23 protein-coding genes are annotated in these 23068 nt (G+C 36.1%); 16 read left to right on the forward strand and 7 right to left on the reverse strand.

What is annotated here, in order from left to right; all coding sequences use genetic code 11:
• Positions 1-297: 297 nt before the first annotated feature.
• From gyrA to dnaA, 6 genes are all read right to left on the reverse strand, one after another.
• Complete coding sequence (gene gyrA, locus AC1DMU_RS15240; protein WP_001282859.1) at positions 298-2769, reverse strand: DNA gyrase subunit A; 2472 nt, start codon at positions 2767-2769, stop codon at positions 298-300.
• A gap of 88 nt (positions 2770-2857) precedes the next feature.
• Positions 2858-4780: a DNA topoisomerase (ATP-hydrolyzing) subunit B gene (gyrB, locus tag AC1DMU_RS15245; RefSeq protein WP_000435974.1), complete on the reverse strand. Its 1923-nt coding sequence runs from the start codon at positions 4778-4780 to the stop codon at positions 2858-2860.
• A gap of 38 nt (positions 4781-4818) precedes the next feature.
• Positions 4819-5946, reverse strand: coding sequence for a DNA replication/repair protein RecF (recF, locus tag AC1DMU_RS15250; protein ID WP_000470742.1), 1128 nt, complete (start codon positions 5944-5946; stop codon positions 4819-4821).
• A 12-nt stretch (positions 5947-5958) separates the two neighbouring features.
• Positions 5959-6171, reverse strand: coding sequence for a S4 domain-containing protein YaaA (yaaA, locus tag AC1DMU_RS15255; RefSeq protein ID WP_000821366.1), 213 nt, complete (start codon positions 6169-6171; stop codon positions 5959-5961).
• A 127-nt stretch (positions 6172-6298) separates the two neighbouring features.
• Positions 6299-7438 (reverse strand): DNA polymerase III subunit beta, encoded by a 1140-nt coding sequence (gene dnaN / locus AC1DMU_RS15260; protein ID WP_087981847.1) that lies wholly within the window; start codon positions 7436-7438, stop codon positions 6299-6301.
• Positions 7439-7616: 178 nt separating this feature from the next.
• Positions 7617-8957, reverse strand: a complete 1341-nt coding sequence (gene dnaA / locus AC1DMU_RS15265; RefSeq protein WP_000428027.1) for a chromosomal replication initiator protein DnaA — start codon at positions 8955-8957, stop codon at positions 7617-7619.
• A 565-nt stretch (positions 8958-9522) separates the two neighbouring features.
• On the opposite strand from dnaA, the gene rpmH reads away from it, so the two are divergent.
• The 10 genes from rpmH to spo0J all read left to right on the forward strand — a co-directional run bounded on the left by rpmH (position 9523) and on the right by spo0J (position 18568).
• Positions 9523-9657, forward strand: a complete 135-nt coding sequence (rpmH, locus tag AC1DMU_RS15270) for a 50S ribosomal protein L34 (RefSeq protein ID WP_000831901.1) — start codon at positions 9523-9525, stop codon at positions 9655-9657.
• A 76-nt stretch (positions 9658-9733) separates the two neighbouring features.
• Positions 9734-10081: a ribonuclease P protein component gene (gene rnpA, locus AC1DMU_RS15275; RefSeq protein ID WP_000731505.1), complete on the forward strand. Its 348-nt coding sequence runs from the start codon at positions 9734-9736 to the stop codon at positions 10079-10081.
• Between the two features lie 52 nt (positions 10082-10133).
• Positions 10134-10901, forward strand: a complete 768-nt coding sequence (gene spoIIIJ / locus AC1DMU_RS15280) for a YidC family membrane integrase SpoIIIJ (protein WP_048542855.1) — start codon at positions 10134-10136, stop codon at positions 10899-10901.
• On the forward strand, positions 10898-11515 hold the full coding sequence (gene jag / locus AC1DMU_RS15285; protein ID WP_060487895.1) for an RNA-binding cell elongation regulator Jag/EloR: 618 nt from the start codon (positions 10898-10900) through the stop codon (positions 11513-11515). Before spoIIIJ ends, jag begins: the two co-directional genes overlap by 4 nt.
• 226 nt (positions 11516-11741) lie before the next feature.
• Positions 11742-13118 (forward strand): tRNA uridine-5-carboxymethylaminomethyl(34) synthesis GTPase MnmE, encoded by a 1377-nt coding sequence (gene mnmE / locus AC1DMU_RS15290; RefSeq protein WP_087981843.1) that lies wholly within the window; start codon positions 11742-11744, stop codon positions 13116-13118.
• 46 nt (positions 13119-13164) lie between these two features.
• Positions 13165-15054: a tRNA uridine-5-carboxymethylaminomethyl(34) synthesis enzyme MnmG gene (gene mnmG, locus AC1DMU_RS15295; protein WP_476941525.1), complete on the forward strand. Its 1890-nt coding sequence runs from the start codon at positions 13165-13167 to the stop codon at positions 15052-15054.
• Between the two features lie 21 nt (positions 15055-15075).
• On the forward strand, positions 15076-15795 hold the full coding sequence (rsmG, locus tag AC1DMU_RS15300) for a 16S rRNA (guanine(527)-N(7))-methyltransferase RsmG (protein ID WP_088065091.1): 720 nt from the start codon (positions 15076-15078) through the stop codon (positions 15793-15795).
• Positions 15796-15900: 105 nt separating this feature from the next.
• Complete coding sequence (gene noc / locus AC1DMU_RS15305; RefSeq protein WP_000799025.1) at positions 15901-16773, forward strand: nucleoid occlusion protein; 873 nt, start codon at positions 15901-15903, stop codon at positions 16771-16773.
• A gap of 189 nt (positions 16774-16962) precedes the next feature.
• Complete coding sequence (gene soj, locus AC1DMU_RS15310; protein WP_000516117.1) at positions 16963-17724, forward strand: sporulation initiation inhibitor protein Soj; 762 nt, start codon at positions 16963-16965, stop codon at positions 17722-17724.
• The gene (gene spo0J / locus AC1DMU_RS15315) at positions 17717-18568 is read left to right on the forward strand and encodes a stage 0 sporulation protein Spo0J (protein ID WP_001051814.1); all 852 of its coding nucleotides are present in this window, start codon (positions 17717-17719) and stop codon (positions 18566-18568) included. The genes soj and spo0J overlap by 8 nt, the downstream gene beginning before the upstream one ends.
• A 20-nt stretch (positions 18569-18588) precedes the next feature.
• Here spo0J and yyaC read toward each other — a convergent pair whose 3' ends face one another.
• A complete protein-coding gene (gene yyaC / locus AC1DMU_RS15320) occupies positions 18589-19185 on the reverse strand; it encodes a spore protease YyaC (RefSeq protein WP_001020737.1) in 597 nt (198 codons plus the stop codon).
• Positions 19186-19445: 260 nt separating this feature from the next.
• Here yyaC and AC1DMU_RS15325 point away from each other — a divergent pair, with 260 nt between their 5' ends.
• From AC1DMU_RS15325 to rpsR, 6 genes are all read left to right on the forward strand, one after another.
• Positions 19446-20303: a mechanosensitive ion channel family protein gene (locus tag AC1DMU_RS15325; protein WP_000362298.1), complete on the forward strand. Its 858-nt coding sequence runs from the start codon at positions 19446-19448 to the stop codon at positions 20301-20303.
• Positions 20304-20323: 20 nt separating this feature from the next.
• Positions 20324-20521 (forward strand): DUF951 domain-containing protein, encoded by a 198-nt coding sequence (locus AC1DMU_RS15330; protein ID WP_000436051.1) that lies wholly within the window; start codon positions 20324-20326, stop codon positions 20519-20521.
• 115 nt (positions 20522-20636) lie between these two features.
• Positions 20637-21737: a redox-regulated ATPase YchF gene (gene ychF / locus AC1DMU_RS15335; protein ID WP_088065090.1), complete on the forward strand. Its 1101-nt coding sequence runs from the start codon at positions 20637-20639 to the stop codon at positions 21735-21737.
• 191 nt (positions 21738-21928) lie between these two features.
• Positions 21929-22219, forward strand: a complete 291-nt coding sequence (rpsF, locus tag AC1DMU_RS15340; protein ID WP_001233781.1) for a 30S ribosomal protein S6 — start codon at positions 21929-21931, stop codon at positions 22217-22219.
• Positions 22220-22245: 26 nt separating this feature from the next.
• Positions 22246-22767 carry a single-stranded DNA-binding protein gene (gene ssb / locus AC1DMU_RS15345; protein WP_000981963.1) on the forward strand — a complete coding sequence of 174 codons (522 nt, stop codon included), beginning with the start codon at positions 22246-22248 and terminating at the stop codon, positions 22765-22767.
• A gap of 44 nt (positions 22768-22811) precedes the next feature.
• Positions 22812-23045 carry a 30S ribosomal protein S18 gene (gene rpsR / locus AC1DMU_RS15350; RefSeq protein ID WP_000918874.1) on the forward strand — a complete coding sequence of 78 codons (234 nt, stop codon included), beginning with the start codon at positions 22812-22814 and terminating at the stop codon, positions 23043-23045.
• Positions 23046-23068: the final 23 nt, after the last annotated feature.

A 23068-nucleotide genomic window follows, 5' to 3' on the forward strand; every position in this document is an offset into this window, starting at 1 on the left:
GGTATTAGGCACGCCGCCAGCGTTCATCCTGAGCCAGGATCAAACTCTCCAATAAAGTTAGTTTGTCTAGCATCTAAAAATAAAAATTGACGTTTCACGTTGTTTGTTTCGTTTAGTTTTCAAAGTTCAACATCGCGTTTCAGCGACTTTCATAATATATCATAGTATATTATTTTCGTCAACAAGTTTTTTAAGATAATTTGTATCTCTCATTTGCTGACTCTGCCTATTATATAGAGTTTTCCATTGCTATGCAAGTATTATTATAAAAAAATAAGAGGAGGAAAAATCCCCCTCTTATTCTTCAGAAGAAACCTCTTCATTAGATTCCTCTTCTTCATCTTTCTGTGCTTTTGCTACCGTCGCTACCTCTTGCTCATCCTCTAATCGAATTAGACGAACACCTTGTGTATTACGTCCCATTTGAGAGATTTGATCAACTGGCATACGAATAATAACACCTGCTGCCGTAATTAACATGATATCTTCTTCACCTGTTACAGATTTAACAGCTACTAATTTACCGTTTTTATCTGTAATATTACAAGTCTTCAGACCTTTACCACCACGGCTTTGTAGACGGTATTCATCAATAGGTGTACGTTTTCCATAACCATTTTTCGTTACGATTAGAACATTTACATCCTCTTCGACAATTTCCATGCCTACAACTTGATCTTCATCACCTAATGTAATTGCTTTTACACCAGCCGCATTACGTCCCATAGAACGCACATCTTGCTCGTTAAAGCGAATTAACATACCATTGCTTGTTCCTACAATAATATCCTTATCACCAGATGTTAAACGTACAGATATTACTTCATCCTCTTCACGAAGAGAGATGGCGATTAAACCATTCGTACGTATATTTGCAAATGATGAAAGTGGCGTTCTCTTAGAAATACCTTGTTTTGTTGTGAAGAATAAGAATTCATCATCACCAAATTCACGAATTGGAATAATGGCGTTAATCCATTCACCCTTATCTACACCTAATAAGTTAATAATAGGTATACCTTTTGCTGTACGACTATACTCTGGGATTTCATATCCTTTCGTACGGTATACTTTCCCTTTATTAGTAAAGAATAAAATGTGATCATGCGTAGAAGTAGTTAATAAATGCTCTACGAAATCATCATCATTTGTTCCCATTCCTTGCACACCACGTCCACCACGGTTCTGTGTTTTGTACGTAGAAGCCGGTAACCTCTTAATATAACCATTATGAGTTAACGTAATAGCGATGTTTTGTTCTGGAATCAAATCTTCATCTTCAATAAATTCCATGCCACCAATTGTAATTTCCGTTCGTCTCTTATCATTGAAGCGTTCTTTTACTTCCGTTAATTCTTCACGAATAATCTCAAGAACTTTCTCTTCATCTGCTAAGATTGCTTTTAATTCAGCGATTAACTTCATTAAGTCTTGATATTCTTGCTCAATTTTTTCACGTTCTAATCCTGTTAAACGTTGCAGACGCATATCTAAAATTGCTTGTGCTTGTTTCTCACTTAAACCGAAACGTTCCATTAAGCCTTGTTTTGCAATATCTGCTGTTTTCGAACTACGAATTAACGTAATAACTTCATCTAGATGATCTAGAGCAATTCGTAATCCTTCTAAAATATGAGCACGCGCCTCTGCTTTTTCTAATTCATAAGCAGTACGTCGACGAATTACTACCTTCTGATGCTCCAAGTAATGATATAAATTTTGTTTTAAATTCAGTACTTGTGGCTCTCCATTTACAAGAGACAACATATTAATACCGAAACTTGTTTGAAGTGCTGTATGTTTATATAGATTATTTAATAGTACATTGGCATTGGCATCACGGCGTACTTCCATAACAATACGCATACCGTTTCGATCTGACTCATCACGTAAATCCGTAATACCTTCAATTTTCTTATCACGAACTAATTCTGCAATTTTTTCAATTAATCGCGCCTTATTAACTTGATAAGGTAGTTCAGTTACGAGAATAGATTGTTTACCATTTGACTTCTCTTCAATTTCAACTTTAGCTCGAAGCATAATAGAGCCTCTACCTGTTTCATACGCTCTTCGAATCCCACTTCGTCCCAAAATTAAACCTGCTGTTGGAAAATCTGGTCCTGGAATAAACTCCATTAATTCCGCAATCGTAATGTCGGGATTATGGCTTAGTGCCAATACACCATCAATTACTTCACCAAGTTGATGCGGTGGAATATTCGTTGCCATACCTACCGCAATACCCGTCGTACCATTCACTAATAAATTAGGGAAACGCGCTGGCAATACAATTGGCTCTCTTTCAGAACCATCATAGTTATCTTGATAATCAATCGTATTTTTTGAAATATCACGTATTAATTCCATAGAAATCTTAGACATTCTTGCTTCTGTATAACGCATCGCTGCTGCTGAATCACCATCAACAGAACCAAAGTTACCATGCCCATCAACAAGCATATAACGTTGACTAAAATCTTGCGCCATACGTACCATCGTCTCGTAAACAGCTGAATCACCGTGAGGGTGATACTTACCGATTACTTCACCGACAATACGCGCTGATTTTTTATACGCTTTATCAGCTGTAATTCCTAAATCATTCATCGCATATAAAACCCTACGATGCACAGGTTTTAATCCATCACGAACATCTGGTAATGCACGAGATACGATAACACTCATTGCGTAATCTAAAAACGAGGTACGCATTTCATGACTAATATTAATTTCTCGAATTCGTGCTTGTTGTTGATTGTCTGACATCAACCAGCACCTCCTCTTACATTTCCGTTACACATACATTGATTTATATGTAGAAGACAGGAATACTTAGATTCCTGTCATTACCCATTTAAATATCAAGGTTTTTCACGTATTTTGCATTTTCTTGGATAAAGTTACGACGTGGCTCTACTTTATCTCCCATCAAAATTTCAAATGTTTCATCCGCTTCAATTGCATCTTGAAGTGAAACTTGAAGTAATGAACGTACTTCTGGGTCCATTGTCGTCTCCCATAACTGAGTTGGATTCATTTCCCCTAGACCTTTATAACGCTGAATCCCCGGCTTAGGTTGGGCTGGTAATTCAGCTAAGATTTTTTCAAGTTCCTTATCATTGTAAGCATATTGAATTTTCTTACCTTGTTGTACTTTAAACAAAGGTGGCTGTGCAATATATATATAACCGCACTCAATTATTTGACGCATATAGCGATAGAAGAACGTTAATAATAGGGTACGAATATGCGCACCATCAACATCGGCATCCGTCATAATAATAACTTTATGATAGCGTGCTTTTTCAATAGCGAAGTCTCCGCCGATATTTGTACCAATCGCCGTAATAATTGTACGAACTTCATCATTTGATAAAATCTTATCTAAGCGTGCCTTTTCAACATTAATAATTTTACCCTTCAGCGGTAAAATTGCTTGGAAATGACGATCACGTCCTTGTTTTGCAGACCCACCCGCAGAGTCACCCTCTACGATATAGATTTCACTAATTGCTGGATCTTTAGAAGAACAGTCTGCCAATTTCCCTGGTAAACTTGAAACTTCTAAAGCACTCTTTCGGCGAGTTAACTCACGAGCCTTTTTAGCTGCTACACGCGCACGCGCTGCCATCGTCCCTTTATCTATAATCTTACGTGCAACATTCGGATTTTCCAGTAAGAACTTTTCAAATGCCTCTGAGAATACTGACTCTGTAATTGTTCTTGCTTCACTATTTCCAAGTTTCGTCTTCGTTTGTCCTTCGAATTGTGGATTTGGATGTTTAATTGACACAATCGCTGTTAAACCTTCACGAACATCTTCACCAGTTAAATTACTATCCGCATCTTTTAAAATATTATTTTTACGACCATAATCGTTGATCACACGAGTTAAGGCTGTTTTAAATCCTACCTCATGTGTACCACCTTCATACGTATGAATATTATTTGTAAATGAGTAAATATGATTTGTGTATCCTTCGTTATATTGAAGCGCAACTTCAACCTGAATACCATCTTTTGAACCCTCTACATATACAGGTTCTTCATGAATTGGCTGTTTTGAACGATTTAAATGTTCAACATATGATTTAATTCCACCTTCATAATGGAATTCTTTCTTCTGTTTATGTTCACGTTTATCTTCAATTGTTAATTTAATATTACGATTTAAAAATGCTAATTCGCGCATACGAGTTGCTAACGTATCAAATTCGTATACTATTGTTTCCTGAAAAATTTCTGGATCTGGTTTAAATCGAGTTATTGTCCCTGTTTGATCTGTGTCACCAATGACTTTTAAATCCGCAACCGGGATACCTCTTTCGTATTTTTGATAATGGATTTTGCCTTCACGATGTACAAATACCTCTAGTTCTGTTGATAGAGCATTTACTACAGATGCCCCAACACCATGCAAACCACCAGAAACTTTATAACCGCCACCGCCAAACTTACCACCAGCATGAAGAACGGTCATTATAACTTCTACAGCAGGACGTCCCATTTTTTCTTGTATACCAACTGGAATACCACGTCCATTATCCGTTACAAGAATACTATTATCTTCTTCGATACTAACGTTAATTTCATCACAATACCCTGCAAGTGCTTCATCAATACTATTATCGACGATTTCCCACACAAGATGGTGAAGTCCTTTTCCACTTGTAGATCCAATATACATCCCAGGGCGTTTTCGAACCGCTTCTAATCCTTCAAGTACCTGTATCTGACTTTCATCATATGAGTTTTCTTCCATTTGCTTTTGTTCCATTGACACAAAGATCACCTACTTTTCCATTTAAATAGGGATTACGCCCTATCTATTTCACAATCTACCGTGCCGTTCGTTACATGAATTGTTTTCGCTTCTTTTAATGTTTCGTGTTCAATTCCGTCGACACTCGTCGTTGTCACAAATGTTTGCACTTTTCCTTGAATTGTATTTAACAGATGCGATTGACGATAATCATCTAATTCTGATAATACATCATCCAATAAAAGAATTGGATATTCCTTAACTTCTGAGTAAATCAATTCAATTTCAGCTAATTTTAGGGACAGTGCGGTCGTTCGTTGTTGTCCTTGCGAACCAAAGACTTGAACATTTTTACTATTAACGAAGAATTGTAAATCATCACGATGAGGACCAATTAAAGTCGTACCACGGAAAATCTCACGTTGTTTCACAGATTGAAAATTTTCATAGTATACTTCTTTTATTTTCGACAAATCCATTGATTCTGATACATCTACACTTGGTTTATAGACAATTTCTAATTCTTCTAATCCGCGGCTTATACCGCGATGAATTGGAGCTGCCCATTCTTGTAGTAAATGCAAAAACTCAAACCGTTTTTGCAATATTTTTGCACCATGCTCAATAAGTTGAAGTGTAAATACATCCAACATCGTTTCCTCATTCTTACTATTCCCTTGCATCTTTTTCAGCAAGTGATTTCGTTGCGTGAGCACCTTTTGATATTGACTCAATTCATACAAATAGATTGGAGCTATTTGGCCTAATTCCATATCTAAAAAGCGTCTTCTTACTTGAGGGCTTCCTTTTACAAGATTTAAATCTTCTGGGGCAAACATGACAACATTCATCATGCCAATATATTGACTCAATTTTTGTTGTTCAAGTTGATTTAATTTTGCCTTTTTACCTTTTTTCGAAATATTTAATTCCAAAGACAAAGAACTATTTCTCTTTTGTAATTTCCCTTTAATTTGACCGAAGTCTTCATCCCAACGGATAAGCTCGCGATCATTAGAGGTTCTATGAGATTTCGCCATCGCTAAAACATAAATAGCTTCCATCAAATTCGTTTTCCCTTGTGCGTTTTCACCGATAATCACATTCACTTTATCTTCAAAGGAAAGCTCTAACTTTTCATAATTGCGATAGTTTTTTAATTGTATTTCTGAAATAAACAAAGGGCTCCCCCTTTATGCCTGAACTTGGAAACTTCCGCTTCCTGGAATTTCAATAATATCGTTCGCATATAATTTGCGACCTCTTCTATTTTCAAGTTCTTGATTCACGTACACTTCATATTCTTGTAAAAACCATTTTACAGCGCCACCTGTATCAATTACATCGGCTAACTTCAAAAATTGTCCTAGTGTAATATACTCTGTTGAAATTTTAATACGTTTCATAAAATCGCTCACTTTCTGAAAGTGTTCATTCTTTCATTGTACTAAATAAACTAACATTAGGAAAGTAATACCCAAAAATCAAATAAGGGCTACTAGTATCTGAAAACTAGCAACCCTTACTTCTTACTTAGTAAGTACGAACCGGTAAAATTAATTGAATAATGGACTCATCATTTACTGTACGAATTAAGAATGGTCTCATCGCACCAGTAAAGCTAATTTTAATTTCAGTACTATCTAAAGCTTTTAGTGCATCCATCATATATTTTGCACTAAAAGATATTTTTAACTCTTCCCCATCCATCTTTTCACATTGAACTTCTTCTACTACTTTCCCAATTTCTGGTGAATTCGAAGAAATTTCTAGCATTTCCTGTTCTAAAGTTGATAATTTTACAACATTATTACGACCATCCCTTGCTAATAAAGATGCACGATCAATCGCTTGTAAAAATTCTTTTGTATTTACAAAAATATCTGTTTTACTTTCGGCTGGAATTAAACGAGTTGTATCCGGATAATTACCTTCTAACAATCTTGAGAAGAATAATAAATGCTTTGTACGGAATAATACTTGATACTCCGTAATAACGATATCTACCATTTCTTCAGACTCATCTAGAATTTTGCTTAATTCATTTAAGCTTTTACCTGGAATAACAACATTCGCTTGAAATTCATCTGCGATTCCTTCGATTTTTGCTTTTCGAAGAGCTAACCTGTGACTATCTGTAGCAATGCAAGTTAATTCGCTGTTATATACTTTCCAGTTTACACCTGTCAAGATTGGTCTTGTTTCAGAAGTGGAAACTGCAAATACAGTTTGTCTGATCATATGTTTCAGTAAATCTGTTGGGATCTTAAAAACATGATGTTCTTCAATTTGTGGTAACAATGGATATTCAGCAGAATCTAAACCATTTAAATTAAACTCTGATTTTCCAGAAATTATTTTTGTCATAAAATGATTTTCCACAGAAATTTCGACAGTCTCTTTAGGTAATTTTTTTACAATCTCACTAAAATATTTTGCTTGTAAAATAATACTTCCTGATTGTGCTACTTCTACGATTTCTTTTCCATTGTCTTCAACTGGGATAAAAGATTCAATAGAAATATCAGCATCGCTTCCTGTTAACGTAACTCCTTCTTCCGTAGCGACAACTTTAATTCCTGTAAGGATCGGAATTGTTGTACGAGAAGAAACAGCCTTCATTACATCTTGTACACTTCTTACAAGATAGTCTTTTTGTATTGTAAAACGCATAAAGAAAAACCTCCGGTAAGTATAATATTTTATTTAATTAATAAAGATAAAAAATAGTAGTAATAGTAATAGGGCCTGTGGATATGTGGATAACCCCGTTGAAGGATGTAAAAACAGTCTATCTACATGTGGATAGACTGTGCGTAAAACAAGGGAAGTTATTCACACTATTCAGCTACTACTTTAAAATATCGTTAATTTCTTCAACTTGTTTTTGTAATTGCGTATCCGTTTTAAGCAGCTTAGAAATTTTTTCATGAGCATGGATAACTGTTGTATGATCACGTCCACCAAATTCTTCACCGATTTTAGGTAAGGAGTAATCTGTAAGTTCGCGTGATAAATACATTGCAATTTGGCGAGGGAAGGCAACTGATTTTGTTCGCTTTTTCGCCTTGAAATCTTCCAGTTTTATTTGATAAACATCCCCGACAGCCTTTTGAATATCATAAATGGAGATAATTTTTGGTTTAGAATTTGGAATAATATTTTTAAGTGCTTCAGCTGCTAAATCAGCATTAATATCTTTGTTAATTAAAGATGAATAAGCTACAACTCGGATAAGTGCACCTTCTAGTTCACGAATGTTTGAATCAATTTGATTTGCAATATAAAGCATAACCTCATTTGGTATATCGAGTCCTTCAGCCTTTGCTTTTTTACGTAAAATTGCAATTCGTGTTTCTAAATCTGGTGGCGTAATATCCGTAATGAGTCCCCATTCAAAGCGAGAACGAAGACGATCTTCTAAAGTTGGAATTTCTTTTGGTGGCCGATCACTTGAAATTACAATTTGTTTACTTTCTTCGTGTAATGCATTGAATGTATGGAAAAACTCTTCTTGAGTTTGTTCTTTTCCTGCTAGAAATTGAATATCATCTATCAATAAAACATCTACATTACGGTATTTATTACGAAAATCGACCGCTTTATTATCACGAATAGAATTAATGAATTCATTTGTGAATTTTTCTGATGATAAATATACAACCTTTGCGTTGGGGTTATGTTCAATTACATAATGACCAATTGCATGCATTAAATGGGTCTTTCCGAGTCCAACTCCCCCGTAAATAAAGAGGGGATTATATGCTTTAGCTGGCGCTTCGGCTACGGCCAATGAAGCAGCGTGAGCAAAACGGTTACCAGAGCCAATAACAAATGTATCAAACGTATATTTTGGATTTAGCATACTCTGTGGTAAATGATTAGAATCATCTTGTGCTGAATTTGGTTTAGAAGGAGGAAGATCAATCTCCTCTTCAGCTTGACTTTGGGGAATAATAAAGCGAATAGCTAATTTTGCCCCCGTTAAATCATAAAGTGTTTCCGAAATTAGCTCTGAATAATGAGATTCTAACCAATCACGAGCGAATTCATTTGGAGCTGTAATTGTTAACACGTCTTTCTTTAAATTATGTGCGGTTGTTGATTTTAACCATGTTTCATAACTTGGTTTACTGACCTTTTTTTCTAGTTCTTTTAAGGCGCTGTTCCATAAATCAGAGATGTTTTCCAAAGGTGTCCCTCCTTTACTAAGATGGTAAAAGAATAAGGTTGCGCAACAAATGTACAACCTAAATAAATATAAAATGTATATTTATACGAAACGTATTTTAAAACCTAAAAACGTCGTTTGTATATGAGATAGGGTTTTCGACAAAAAAAGCAAATGTGGATAAGCATTTACCCACATGTGATTAAAACTGTCCACATGTTATGCACAAATTGTGGATAAGATAAAGGTGTGGAAAACTTATTCAAAGTGAAAACACAACTATAATATCAAAAAAAAGTAGCTATAGCAATGAATTTAAGAAAGTTATCCACAAAATCAATACCTTGTGGAATAAACTTGTCCACAACACGATATACTGTGTAAAAGTACGAAAAGGGTTTGTGGATATAAAAACCGAGAAAAAACATTTATCCACAAGGAAATATAGGGTCTGTGAAAAAGTATGTGAATAGGTTCAAAATGAATATTTGATGAAAATTTCGAGAACCATTGACATTTTCCTAGTTGATTAACTATAATTTATAGGACTGTCTTTAACAGATATTCCTCAGGGAGGTGTCATATAATGAAAAGAACTTACCAACCAAATAAACGTAAGCGCAGCAAAGTACATGGTTTCCGCAGCCGTATGAGCACAGCGAACGGACGTAAAGTGCTAGCAGCTCGTCGTCGTAAAGGAAGAAAAGTATTATCTGCGTAGACCACTGATCGTTCAGTGGTCTTTTTTTCTAATAATAGTGAATTTCCACTGATGAACTACAGGAGTGTCAATTGATATGAAGAAAAAATATCGTATAAAAAAGAATGATGAATTCCAGACGGTTTTTCAAAAAGGAAAATCGAATGCTAACCGTCAGCTTGTTGTCTATCAACTAGATAAGGGAGAGCAGCCAAACTTTCGTATTGGCCTTTCTGTCAGCAAGAAAATAGGAAATGCAGTAGTGCGTAACCGAATTAAACGTATGATTCGCCAGTCGATCACAGAATTAAAAGATGAGATAGATTCTGGAAAAGATTTTGTTATAATAGCAAGGAAGCCTTGTGCAGAGATGACATATGAAGAATTAAAGAAAAGCTTAATTCATGTCTTTAAACGCTCTGGTATGAAAAGAATAAAAAAGTAGCGTAAGGAAATGAATTACACTATATACATACCGAAACAAGGAGGAGCAGGCTTTGAAAAAGAAAATAGGTTTACTAGCCATGGTTATTGCATTAATGGCAATTGCTGCTGGCTGTAGTGAAGTGAAACAGCCGATTACACCGAAAAGTACTGGAATTTGGAATGAATATTTCGTATATCCGCTTTCTCAGTTAATTACGTATTTTGCCAACTTATTTGGTAGTAATTACGGTTTAGCAATCGTTGTTACAACTCTTATCATTCGTTTTGCATTATTACCATTAATGATTAAACAAACGAAGAGTACGAAAGCAATGCAAGCGTTACAACCAGAAATGGTGAAGTTAAAAGAGAAATATAGTTCTAAAGATCAAGCAACACAGCAAAAACTACAACAAGAAATGATGCAGTTATATCAAAAAAATGGTGTAAACCCATTAGCAGGGTGTTTACCGATATTTGTTCAGATGCCTATTTTATTTGCGTTTTACCATGCGATTATGAGAACGGCAGAAATTAGTAAGCATACATTTTTATGGTTCGACTTAGGGCAGGCAGATCCGTACTATATCTTACCGGTTGTCGCGGCAATTACGACATTTATTCAGCAAAAGCTTGCAATGGCAGGAACAGCTGGTCAAAATCCGCAAATGGCAATGATGATTTGGCTTATGCCAATTATGATTTTAGTCTTTGCAATTAACTTCCCAGCTGCATTATCACTTTACTGGGTTGTTGGTAATATCTTTGGTATCGCTCAAATGTACTTGATCAAGGGGCCAGAAATTAAGGCTAGTAAGGCAGAAGGATCAAGCAAGTGAGTGTAATTACTGCTAAAGGACAAACAGTCGAGCTGGCAGTACAAGATGCTTTAAGGCAACTAAATGTTCTAAAAGACCGAGTAGATATAAATATTATCGATGAGGGTAAAAGAGGGTTCCTAGGTTTATTTGGGAACCGACCTGCAGTAGTAGAAGTTGTATTGAAGAAAGATCCGATTCAAGAATGTGAAGAATATTTAAAAAATATTATTCATGATATGGGTGTGGAAGCTGAGATTAGTAAAATTGTAAAAGGACGCGAAGTTGAATTTACAATTTCCGGCAAAAACATAGGTGTTTTGATTGGGAAAAGAGGAAACACCTTGAATTCTTTGCAGTATTTAACAAAACTTGTGGCGAATCGTAGTACGAAGCAGTATATTGGCATCACACTAGATGCTGAAAATTATCGTAGTAAAAGAAAAGCTACATTAGAAGCACTTTCTTATCGATTAGCAAAACAAGTAGTAAGTACGAAAAAAAGAGTTGTGTTGGAGCCTATGCCATCTTTTGAACGAAAGATTATCCACCAAGCATTATCTAATCATCAAAATATCATTACAACTTCTGAAGGAAAAGAACCACATCGACATGTTGTAATATCTTCCAAGTGACCGGTTACTCAATTGAGTGCCGGTTTTTTTGAGGGGAAAATAGGTGTGGATAACTAAAAAACACTAAACTTATCCACTGTGAATAAGTTTAGTGTTTTTTACATGAGGACATAATAAAATGAGTTATTATTCTTTTGTAGATAGGTTCGTTATGGTATTCTAATAATTTAGTGAAGAAAATAATCATGTTGAAATAGAGATAAATAAGCAAGTGAGGTGAAAGGACATGGAATTTGATACAATTGCCGCGATTTCCACAGCGCTTGGAGAGGGTGCAATTGCCATTGTTCGAGTAAGTGGAGATGATGCGGTTGAAAAAGTTAATCGTATTTTTAAAGGGAAGGATTTAACAGAAGTTCCTTCTCACACAATTCATTATGGTCATATTGTGGATTTAGATACAAATCAGGTTATTGAAGAAGTGATGGTATCTATTCTGCGTGCACCAAGGACTTTTACACGTGAAAATATAGTGGAAATTAACTGTCACGGCGGACTTGTTTCGGTAAATAAAGTATTGCAGCTTATTTTAGCGCAAGGAGTACGATTAGCAGAGCCTGGTGAATTTACAAAACGTGCTTTTTTAAATGGCCGTATTGATTTATCACAAGCAGAAGCTGTTATGGACTTAATCCGTGCAAAAACAGATCGTGCAATGAACGTAGCGATTAATCAAATGGAAGGACGATTATCTAAATTAATCGGCCGTCTGCGCCAGGACATATTAGAAACGTTGGCTCATGTTGAGGTAAACATAGATTACCCGGAATATGATGATGTGGAAGAAATGACACATAATATTTTAATTGAGAAAGCTACACATGTTCGCACGGAAATTGCAAAAATATTAGAAACATCGAAGCAAGGAAAGATTTTACGTGAAGGTATTGCTACTGCAATCATCGGTAGACCTAACGTTGGGAAGTCATCGCTATTAAATAGTCTTGTTCAGGAGAAAAAGGCAATTGTAACTGATATTGCAGGAACAACTCGTGATGTTATTGAAGAGTACGTTAATGTGCGTGGTGTACCACTTAAACTTATAGATACAGCCGGGATTCGTGAAACAGAAGATGTTGTTGAACGAATTGGTGTAGAGCGTTCAAAAGAAATGATGAGCCAAGCTGATTTAGTGTTAGTTGTCGTTAATTATAGCGAGGCTTTAACGCATGAGGATGAAGATCTATTCCGTGCCGTACAAGGAAAAGATTTCATTGTTATTGTAAATAAGACAGATTTATCGCAAGTAATCGATATGGAACGTGTTATAGAATTGGCAGCGGGAAATCGTATTATTACAACATCGTTAATTGAGGAACAAGGAATAGATGAGCTTGAAAAGGCAATAGCTGATTTATTCTTTGAAGGAACAATTGATTCTGCAGATGTGACATATGTTTCTAACGCGAGACATATTGGATTATTAACACAAGCAGGAAAAACAATTGGAGATGCAATTGAGGCAATAGAAAATGGTGTTCCAATTGATATGGTGCAAATTGATTTAACAAGAACGTGGGAAATACTTGGTGAAATTACTGGTGATACCGTCCATGAAAGCCTAATTGACCAGTTGTTCTCTCAATTTTGTTTAGGAAAATAATATAGCGATGTTTGAGAAAGATAGAGATTTTTAGGAGGAATAAACAATGGGATACAATGCCGGTTCATACGATGTCATAGTAATCGGTGCAGGTCATGCAGGATGTGAAGCTGGTCTTGCGGCAGCACGAATGGGCTCCAAAACATTAATGTTAACAATTAATTTAGATATGGTGGCGTTTATGCCATGTAACCCTTCTGTTGGTGGACCAGCAAAAGGGATTGTTGTTCGGGAAATTGATGCATTAGGCGGAGAAATGGGACGCAACATCGATAAAACATATATTCAAATGCGTATGTTAAATACAGGTAAAGGACCAGCTGTACGCGCGCTTCGCGCACAAGCAGATAAGTTTTCTTACCAGCATGAATTAAAGAAAACAATTGAAGAAACACCAAATTTAACGTTGTTCCAAGGAATGGTTGAGCGTTTAATCGTTGAAGATGGCGAATGTAAAGGGGTAGTTACGCAAGCTGGTGCTGAATATACAGCCAAAACAGTTGTAATTACGACTRGAACATTTTTACGCGGTGAGATTATTATGGGAGATTTAAAATATTCGAGCGGTCCGAATAATCAACAACCATCTATTACTTTATCCGAGCATTTAGAGGAGCTTGGATTTGATCTTGTTAGATTTAAAACAGGTACACCTCCGCGTGTAAATAGTAATACGATTGATTACAGTAAAACAGAAATTCAGCCAGGTGATGACAAACCACGAGCTTTCTCTTTTGAAACGACAAAATTTATTATGGATCAAATTCCATGTTGGTTGACGTATACAAGTACGGAAACACATCGTTTAATAGATGAAAACCTACATCGCTCAGCTATGTATTCTGGTATGATTAAGGGAACAGGACCTAGATATTGTCCTTCAATTGAAGACAAAGTAGTAAGATTTAATGATAAACCACGTCATCAAATTTTCTTAGAGCCAGAAGGACGTAATACACAAGAAGTGTATGTACAAGGTTTATCCACAAGCTTACCAGAAGATGTGCAACGTGATATGCTTAGAACAATACCTGGCCTAGAAAATGTTGAAATGATGCGTACAGGTTATGCAATTGAATATGATGCAATTGTGCCAACACAACTATGGCCAACACTTGAAACGAAAAAAATTAAGAATTTATATACAGCAGGACAAATTAACGGAACTTCTGGTTACGAAGAGGCGGCAGGACAAGGGCTTATGGCTGGGATTAATGCAGCATGTCGTTCTTTAGGTAAAAAAGAAGTTATTTTAGGTCGCGCGGATGCTTATATCGGTGTCTTAATTGATGACCTTGTAACGAAAGGTACAAATGAACCATATCGCTTATTAACATCTCGTGCAGAATATCGCCTATTATTACGCCACGATAATGCTGATCTTCGTTTAACTGAAGTTGGTCGTGAAATTGGATTAATTAAAGAAGAGCGCTATGAGCGATTTACAAATAAAAAATTAAAAATTGAACAGGAAAAGGAACGTTTAAGCAGCATTATTATTAAACCACGTCCTGAAGTTCAAGAATTAATCCGTAGTATTGGCGGAAGTGAATTGAAAGATGGAATACGTGCAAGTGACTTATTACGTCGTCCAGAGATGACATATGAGCATATTCATCTTTTAGTACCAAGCGAAGTAGAATTAAGTGATGAAATTACAGAACAAGTTGAAATTCAGATTAAGTACGAAGGATATATCGAAAAATCCTTACAGCAAGTAGAGCGTATGAAGAAAATGGAAAACAAAAAAATCCCTGTGGATATTGATTATGATGCGATTTCTAGCCTTGCCTCAGAAGCGAGACAGAAATTGAAAGATGTGCGTCCACTTTCAATGGGGCAGGCTTCACGTATTTCTGGCGTGAATCCAGCGGATGTTTCTATTTTACTTGTGTATATTGAACAAGGAAAAATTGCGCGAGTATCGAACCAATAAATAGTAAGGAGATATTGTTAGATGAAAATAGAACAATTTCAATCTATGCTAGAAGAGAAGGGTATCACCCTCTCTTCTAGACAGTTAGAGCAGTTCGAAATCTACTTTGAAACATTAGTAGAGTGGAATGAAAAAATGAACTTAACGGCTATTACGGAGAAAGAGGAAGTATATTTAAAACACTTTTTTGATTCCATTACAGCTGCTTTTTATTATGATTTTTCAGAACCATTCTCAATTTGTGATGTTGGCGCAGGAGCTGGATTCCCAAGTATTCCTTTGAAAATCTGTTTCCCGCACTTAAAAGTAACAATTGTAGACTCATTGCAAAAACGTATTAACTTCTTAAATCATTTAGCACAAAAGTTGGAATTAGGTGACGTTGCGTTTTGTCACGATCGTGCGGAAACATTTGGGAAAAAAGAAGGTGTACGTGAATCATACGATATTGTAATGGCACGTGCAGTCGCGCGTCTTTCGGTATTGAGTGAGCTATGTTTACCACTTGTAAAAGTTGGGGGAACATTCATTGCAATGAAAGGTGCCGCAGCAAACGAAGAAATTGAAAATGGCAAGTATGCTTTAGAGGTGCTAGGTGGGAATTTAAAAGAAATGTCTACGTTCCAATTACCGTTTGAAGAAAGTGAACGTAATATTTTATTAATCGAGAAAAAGCGCAAGACACCAAAGAAATATCCACGCAAACCGGGAACACCCAATAAATTACCTATTGAAAAATAAATCTTATTAGACGTAAGATTAAATTATATAAATGAAAACGTAAATGTTTCATAGGAAACATTTTATGGAGAATAGTCAATAGGCCTAAAAGGTGGTGGAATATGTATGAAAAATACGTTTTCTCGTTTATTTGGCTTTGGAGATAAAGAGAGCGAATTCGAATTACAAGACGAAAGCCATGAAGAAATAGATAAAAAGGTATATGAAGAAATACAAGAAATTCCGATAGTAAATATTACCCCTAACCGTTATCAACCACGAACAGTTTTTGATGATGCACGAATTGAAGAGCTAGCACTAACGATTCGTACACATGGGCTGATTCAGCCGATTGTTGTGAGGCAATATGAGGATGACAAGTACGAGATTATCGCTGGAGAAAGGCGTTTCCGTGCAGCAACAAAGTTAGGGTGGGAAAAAGTTCCTGCAATTATAAAGAACTTAAATGATACAGAGACAGCTTCTGTAGCTTTAATTGAAAACTTGCAACGTGAGGAACTAACAGCAATCGAGGAAGCTGTGGCATATCAAAAGCTAATTGAGTTACATAATTTAACACAAGAAGCATTGGCACAACGACTTGGAAAAGGACAATCCACAATCGCAAATAAGTTGCGATTGTTAAAGTTGCCTGAAGAAATAAAACGTGCGTTATTAGAAAAAAGTATTACAGAACGTCATGCCCGCGCTCTCATTCCTTTAAAGAATGAGGAATTACAACTGAAGGTTTTACAGGAAATTGTGGAGAAACAACTGAATGTAAAGCAAACAGAGGAACGAATTGCGAAATTACTAGAGGAAGCCAAACCGAAGCGTAAGGCAAAGCAAAAAGCAGTAAGTCGAGATACGAGAATTGCCATGAATACAATTAGGCAGTCATTACAAATGGTTGCTGACAGTGGTTTAAATGTTAATTCTGCGGAAGAAGAATTTGATGAGTACTATCAAATTACAATTAAAATTCCGAAGAAAAAATAATAATGGCGTGTTAGAGACCTTATCCTACTGGATAGGTCTCTTTTACTATATTTTCTTGTTAGATGAAGAAGGAGTTTAGAAATAAATTTTGAAGTTTAATAAGGACGTAAAAGAAAAACTTTTATTTCATGTTACAATAAACGTAATTGTTACTAGAATAAGATAGAAAGGTTGAAAGTAGGTGACATCATGGGAAAAATCATTGCTATTGCCAATCAGAAAGGTGGCGTTGGAAAAACAACAACATCTGTTAATTTAGGGGCTGGATTGGCACAAGTAGGTAAAAAAGTCCTTCTTGTAGATATTGACGCTCAAGGAAATGCAACGACTGGTGTGGGAATTGAAAAATCCGAATTAGATCAATGTATTTACAATGTTCTTGTGGAAGATGCAGATGTTCAAGGGGTTATACGTAAAACCGCAACTGAAAACTTAGATGTTCTACCCGCTACAATTCAATTGGCAGGTGCTGAAATTGAATTGGTACCGACTATTTCCCGGGAAGTACGTTTACAAAGGGCATTACAGCCAGTTCGTGATGAATATGACTATATTATTATCGACTGTCCCCCGTCCTTAGGGTTATTAACGATTAATGCATTAACCGCAGCAGATTCTGTTATTATTCCTGTTCAATGCGAATATTACGCACTAGAAGGATTAAGTCAGCTATTAAATACAGTTCGACTTGTGCAAAAGCACTTAAATAAAAATCTAGCAATTCAAGGTGTATTGTTAACGATGTTGGATGCCCGTACGAATTTAGGGATTCAGGTTATAGATGAAGTGAAAAAATACTTTAGGGATAAAGTATACCGTTCGATTATTCCTCGTAATGTTCGTTTAAGTGAAGCACCAAGTCATGGGAAACCAATTATGCAGTATGACGCTAAATCAAGAGGGGCAGAAGTATATATAGATTTAGCAGAGGAAGTGATTGCAGGTGGCTAAAGGATTAGGAAGAGGAATTAATGTGTTTTTTCCTGATTTAGATGTGAAAGAAGAAGAGGCAATTCAGGAGATTGTGATAACTGAATTAAGACCGAATCCATATCAACCACGTAAACACTTTAATAAAGAGGCAATTCAAGAATTATCGGCCTCTATTAAAGAGCACGGCATATTGCAACCGTTAATTGCTAGGAAGAGTATTAAAGGATATGAAATTGTTGCAGGTGAAAGAAGATATCGTGCTGCCAAAGAGGCAGGGCTCGAAAAGGTACCTGCTGTTGTAAGACAATTAAATGAGCAGCAAATGATGGAGTTTGCATTGCTTGAAAACTTACAACGAGAAGATTTAAACCCAATGGAAGAAGCAATGGCATATCAAATGTTAATGAATGAGCTAAATGTAACGCAAGAACAATTAGCAAAACGTCTTGGTAAGAGCAGACCTTACATTGCAAATTATACGCGGTTATTAAGCCTCCCTTCTTTTGTGCAAGATATGATTGCAAATGGTCAACTTTCAATGGCCCATGGGAGAACTTTGCTTACTATAAAAGATGAAGAACAATTGAAATCTTTATTAAAACGAATCGAAAAAGAAGGATTAAACGTTCGTCAATTAGAGAAAATTGTTCAGGAGATTAATCAACGCGTTTCACGTGAAACAAAACAAGTGAAAAAAGAGAGGAACATATTTTTCGTAGAACGCGAAACGTTCTTAAGAGAAAAGTTTGGCACAGATGTGAAAATTAAAGAAACGAAAAAAGAAAAAGGTAAAATCGAAATTGAATTTTTTAATAAAGAAGATTTAAATCGTATTTTAGAATTATTAGCGCAGAAAAACTAAAAAGCAAACCATCTTATTATTTATAGATGGTTTGCTTTTTTTAATACAGATAATTTTTGGTCTGTTTCTTTTATACTTTGTGCAATTACATCAGCCATTTTCATGACTAAACTTAATCTTGTATTTTGCAGGACGAAAAACTCCATAAAACCATTTAGATTTACGATGCCATGAATATGTAAATCACCAACTGCAGGTAATTTTTTATTCATCGCAGCTCCAGGTTTACTAGGCCCCATTCCGGTAGTGATGGAACCGATGTTTTGAGACTTTCCTAAACAGGCATCAACCGCAATTATAAATGAAGTAGGATTATCTTTCTGTATATTCTGAATTCTTTCTTCTAAATTTAGCGCATGCACTGGCTCATCTAGTGTGCCGAACACTTGGAAGTTTTTAATTCCTGCTTGTTCTAGTTTCGTACCGACTAACGGACCGAGTGCATCGCCTGTAGAACGATCTGTTCCGATACAAACGAGAATAATCGGTATATTCGTTTTAATAGGGATATGGGAAAGTAAGAAGTTACTAATTGTCTCGGAGGCTTCTACGTCTTGGTGCATAACATTTTGAGTTTCTTTTTCGAAAAAGGGTAAGCGAAAACTTCCAATATTCATGAAGCATCCATCCTTTTAATAAATTTTCAAAATATGTTATATGGTGAGTAAAATGGAAAACTATAAGTGCGTACTTCCTGTAAAACTTGAGTGAAAACGGAAATAATAGTACTAGTATATATATATTCGTTCCATTTTATACCTGCATGGAAGTTAACAAATGCAATTAAAGTCATAAAAATTTTTCAGAAATCAGGGTGACTTCTGATACAATAAGAAGGATGATTAAAAAGAAATTTTAGCTGGAGAGGTAGAGGTACATGGATTTAGCGTTGAAATGGTTTGAGTCCATTGATTGGACGAATATAGGTGTGAAATCACTAAAAATAGTCGTTATTTTAATACTTGGTGCAATTATTGTGCGAGTTGCGCGTGCAATTGTACGAAATGCGTTTCGTATGGGAAGCCGTTCGCCAATTCAAATTTCAGAACGTCGTACAGTTACAGTAGCGAAGTTACTTGAAAATATTGTGGCATACGTTGTTATGTTCATTATGTTAATTGCGATTTTGGGTGTGTTTAATATTAATGCATCTGGTTTATTAGCGGGTGCCGGGGTAATTGGTTTAGCAGTCGGATTTGGTGCTCAAAGTTTAGTAAAAGATGTTATTACGGGGTTATTTATTTTGCTAGAAGATCAATTTTCAGTAGGTGACTATGTAAAAATTGGTCAGTTTGAAGGTGTCGTTCTAGAAATTGGACTTCGTACAACAAAAGTAAAGAGTTGGACAGGCGAAATTCATACTTTACCAAATGGAAGTATTATTCAAGTTACGAACTATTCAGTTAGTAATAGTGTAGCATTTGTTGATGTATCCATTTCGTATGAGGCTGACATAGCGAAAGCGGAGCAAGTCATTGAAGAGTTATTAGAAGAATTACCTGCACAGTATACGCAAATGGTAGCAAAGCCTCAGTTATTAGGTGTGCAAACATTGGCTGCGTCAGAAGTTATATTACGTGTTATTGCGGAAGTAGAGCCGATGCAACATGCGGTTGTTGCGAGAGCACTTCGTAAAGAAATTAAAAATCGTCTAGATTTACATGGGATTGAAATTCCATATCCACGTATGGTTTTATATAATCGTGAAGAATTGGTGAGTGGAAAAGCAATTTAGTATGGAGAGGGGTTTGGAGAATGGAGCAAAAGCAGTATAACTTGTACGATGTTGTGGAAATGAAGAAAGCCCACCCATGTGGTGAGAATCGCTGGAAAATTATTCGTATGGGAATGGATATCCGCATTAAGTGCGAGGGATGTGACCATTCAGTAATGATTCCTCGAAGAGAATTTGATCGTAAGGTGAAAAAAATACTTGTGAAGCACGAAGAATAGAGAGAAAGTAACAGTTGCAATGGGTAGCTGTTACTTTTTTTCGTTTGGAGGAAACTTGTCATTTTTTTCGTTACTATCTATAATGATGAAAGATTGAGACATAGGAGTGAAAAATATGGGATTAACGGCTGGGATTGTTGGATTACCTAACGTAGGGAAGTCAACTTTATTTAATGCAATTACACAAGCAGGAGCAGAATCTGCAAACTATCCATTCTGTACAATTGATCCAAACGTAGGGATTGTAGAAGTACCAGATGAGCGTTTAAATAAATTAACGGAATTAGTAGAACCGAAAAAAACTGTTCCGACTGTATTTGAGTTTACTGATATTGCAGGTATCGTAAAAGGTGCTAGTAAAGGTGAAGGTTTAGGAAATAAATTCTTATCTCACATTCGCCAAGTAGATGCAATTTGCCAAGTTGTTCGTTGTTTTGAAGACGAAAATATTACACACGTTTCAGGGAAAGTAGATCCAATCGATGATATTGAAACAATCAACTTAGAGCTAATCTTAGCGGATTTAGAATCTGTTGATAAACGTATCGAGCGTGTTGCGAAGTTAGCAAGACAAAAAGATAAAGAAGCAGTATATGAGCATGAAATTTTAGTTCGTTTAAAAGAAGCTTTTGAAGAAGGAAAACCAGCTCGTACTGTTGAATTTGCAGAAGAACAAATGAAGATTGTTAAAGGCCTTCATTTACTTACAACGAAAGAAATGTTATACGTAGCAAACGTAAGTGAAGATGATATTATGGATCCTTCTGAAAATAAATATGTACAAATGGTAAAAGAATTTGCTGCAAATGAAAATGCTCAAGTAATCGTTGTATGTGCAAAAATCGAAGAAGAAATCGCTGAGCTAGACGAGGAAGAGAAAAAAGTATTCCTTGAAGAACTAGGCATTGAAGAATCTGGTTTAGATCAATTAATTCGTGCTGCATATGATTTATTAGGACTTGCTACTTACTTCACAGCTGGTGTGCAAGAAGTACGTGCATGGACGTTTAAACAAGGTATGAAAGCACCACAATGTGCTGGCGTAATTCATACAGACTTTGAGCGTGGATTTATTCGTGCGGAAACAGTTTCTTACGAAGACTTAATGACAAACGGTTCTATGACAGCTGCAAAAGAAGCTGGTAAAGTTCGTTTAGAAGGAAAAGAGTATATCGTAAAAGATGGAGACGTTATGCATTTCCGCTTCAACGTTTAATTTAATATTTCCTAGGAAAAATAAAGATATGAGCTTGGCAAATATATTATGTGTTTGCCAAGTTTTTTATGCATGGGTGAGTTGATTCATCTAACTTACTATGATATAATCTAAACTCGTGAGTAATTACTATAAATTAATTGCTCCTTGCCCATTATGGGCCGTTTAGACCAAAAGGAGGTGAAAGTGTAATGAGAAAGTACGAAATTATGTACATCATTCGTCCTGGCGTTGAAGAAGAAGCTCAAAAAGCTTTAGTTGAACGTTTCGCAGGTGTTTTAACAAACAATGGTGCAGAAATCATTAACACGAAAGAGTGGGGTAAGCGTCGTTTAGCTTACGAAATCAACGACTTACGTGAAGGTTTCTACATGATCTTAAACGTGAACTCTAACGCAGAAGCGATTAACGAATTCGACCGTTTAGCTAAGATCAACGAAGACATCCTTCGTCATATCGTTGTTAAAGAAGAAGAAAAATAATTGATATATAAGGGAGAGTGGTTCGATTGATGAATCGTGTTATCCTCGTTGGTCGTTTAACTAAGGACCCTGACTTACGTTACACGCCCAATGGTGTTGCAGTAGCTACTTTTACGTTAGCTGTGAATCGCGCATTTGCGAATCAACAAGGTGAGCGTGAGGCTGACTTTATTAATTGTGTAATATGGCGTAAACAAGCAGAAAACGTAGCAAATTATTTGAAAAAAGGTAGCTTAGCAGGCGTAGATGGACGTCTTCAAACTCGTAATTACGATGGACAAGATGGTAAACGTGTATATGTAACAGAAGTTCTTGCGGAAAGCGTACAATTTTTAGAGCCGCGTAATGGCGGTGGGGAGCAACGTGGTTCATTTAATCAGCAACCATCAGGAGCTGGTTTCGGTAACCAAAGCTCTAACCCATTTGGTCAATCTAGTAATTCAGGTAACCAAGGTAACCAAGGTAACTCTGGATTTACGAAGAATGACGATCCATTTTCAAATGTAGGTCAACCGATCGACATTTCCGACGACGATTTACCGTTCTAATACAGTAAATTAGTTAGTTTTAACAAAGAATGGAGGGAATAGACATGGCAGGACGCAAAGGTGGACGTGCGAAACGTCGTAAGGTGTGTTTCTTCACATCTAACGGCATCACTCGCATTGACTATAAAGATGTTGATTTATTAAAACGTTTCGTTTCTGAGCGTGGTAAAATTTTACCTCGTCGTGTAACAGGAACAAGCGCAAAATACCAACGCAAACTTACAGTTGCAATTAAACGTGCTCGTCAAATGGCACTTTTACCATATGTTGGTGAATAATAGCGTATGAAATGCACAGTAGA

The sequence above is a fragment of the Bacillus sp. 01N45 genome (assembly GCF_056399205.1).

Excerpts from the sequence above, each read along its gene's own strand:
- gyrA (WP_001282859.1), bottom strand. The coding sequence starts at position 2,769 with ATGTCAGACAATCAACAACAAGCACGAATTCGAGAAATTAATATTAGT.
- gyrB (WP_000435974.1), bottom strand. The coding sequence starts at position 4,780 with ATGGAACAAAAGCAAATGGAAGAAAACTCATATGATGAAAGTCAGATA.
- yaaA (WP_000821366.1), bottom strand. The coding sequence starts at position 6,171 with ATGAAACGTATTAAAATTTCAACAGAGTATATTACACTAGGACAATTT.
- dnaN (WP_087981847.1), bottom strand. The coding sequence starts at position 7,438 with ATGCGTTTTACAATACAAAAAGACTATCTTGTAAGAAGTGTACAAGAT.
- rpmH (WP_000831901.1), top strand. The coding sequence starts at position 9,523 with ATGAAAAGAACTTACCAACCAAATAAACGTAAGCGCAGCAAAGTACAT.
- rnpA (WP_000731505.1), top strand. The coding sequence starts at position 9,734 with ATGAAGAAAAAATATCGTATAAAAAAGAATGATGAATTCCAGACGGTT.
- mnmE (WP_087981843.1), top strand. The coding sequence starts at position 11,742 with ATGGAATTTGATACAATTGCCGCGATTTCCACAGCGCTTGGAGAGGGT.
- rsmG (WP_088065091.1), top strand. The coding sequence starts at position 15,076 with ATGAAAATAGAACAATTTCAATCTATGCTAGAAGAGAAGGGTATCACC.
- noc (WP_000799025.1), top strand. The coding sequence starts at position 15,901 with ATGAAAAATACGTTTTCTCGTTTATTTGGCTTTGGAGATAAAGAGAGC.
- soj (WP_000516117.1), top strand. The coding sequence starts at position 16,963 with ATGGGAAAAATCATTGCTATTGCCAATCAGAAAGGTGGCGTTGGAAAA.
- yyaC (WP_001020737.1), bottom strand. The coding sequence starts at position 19,185 with ATGAATATTGGAAGTTTTCGCTTACCCTTTTTCGAAAAAGAAACTCAA.
- AC1DMU_RS15325 (WP_000362298.1), top strand. The coding sequence starts at position 19,446 with ATGGATTTAGCGTTGAAATGGTTTGAGTCCATTGATTGGACGAATATA.
- AC1DMU_RS15330 (WP_000436051.1), top strand. The coding sequence starts at position 20,324 with ATGGAGCAAAAGCAGTATAACTTGTACGATGTTGTGGAAATGAAGAAA.
- ychF (WP_088065090.1), top strand. The coding sequence starts at position 20,637 with ATGGGATTAACGGCTGGGATTGTTGGATTACCTAACGTAGGGAAGTCA.
- rpsF (WP_001233781.1), top strand. The coding sequence starts at position 21,929 with ATGAGAAAGTACGAAATTATGTACATCATTCGTCCTGGCGTTGAAGAA.
- rpsR (WP_000918874.1), top strand. The coding sequence starts at position 22,812 with ATGGCAGGACGCAAAGGTGGACGTGCGAAACGTCGTAAGGTGTGTTTC.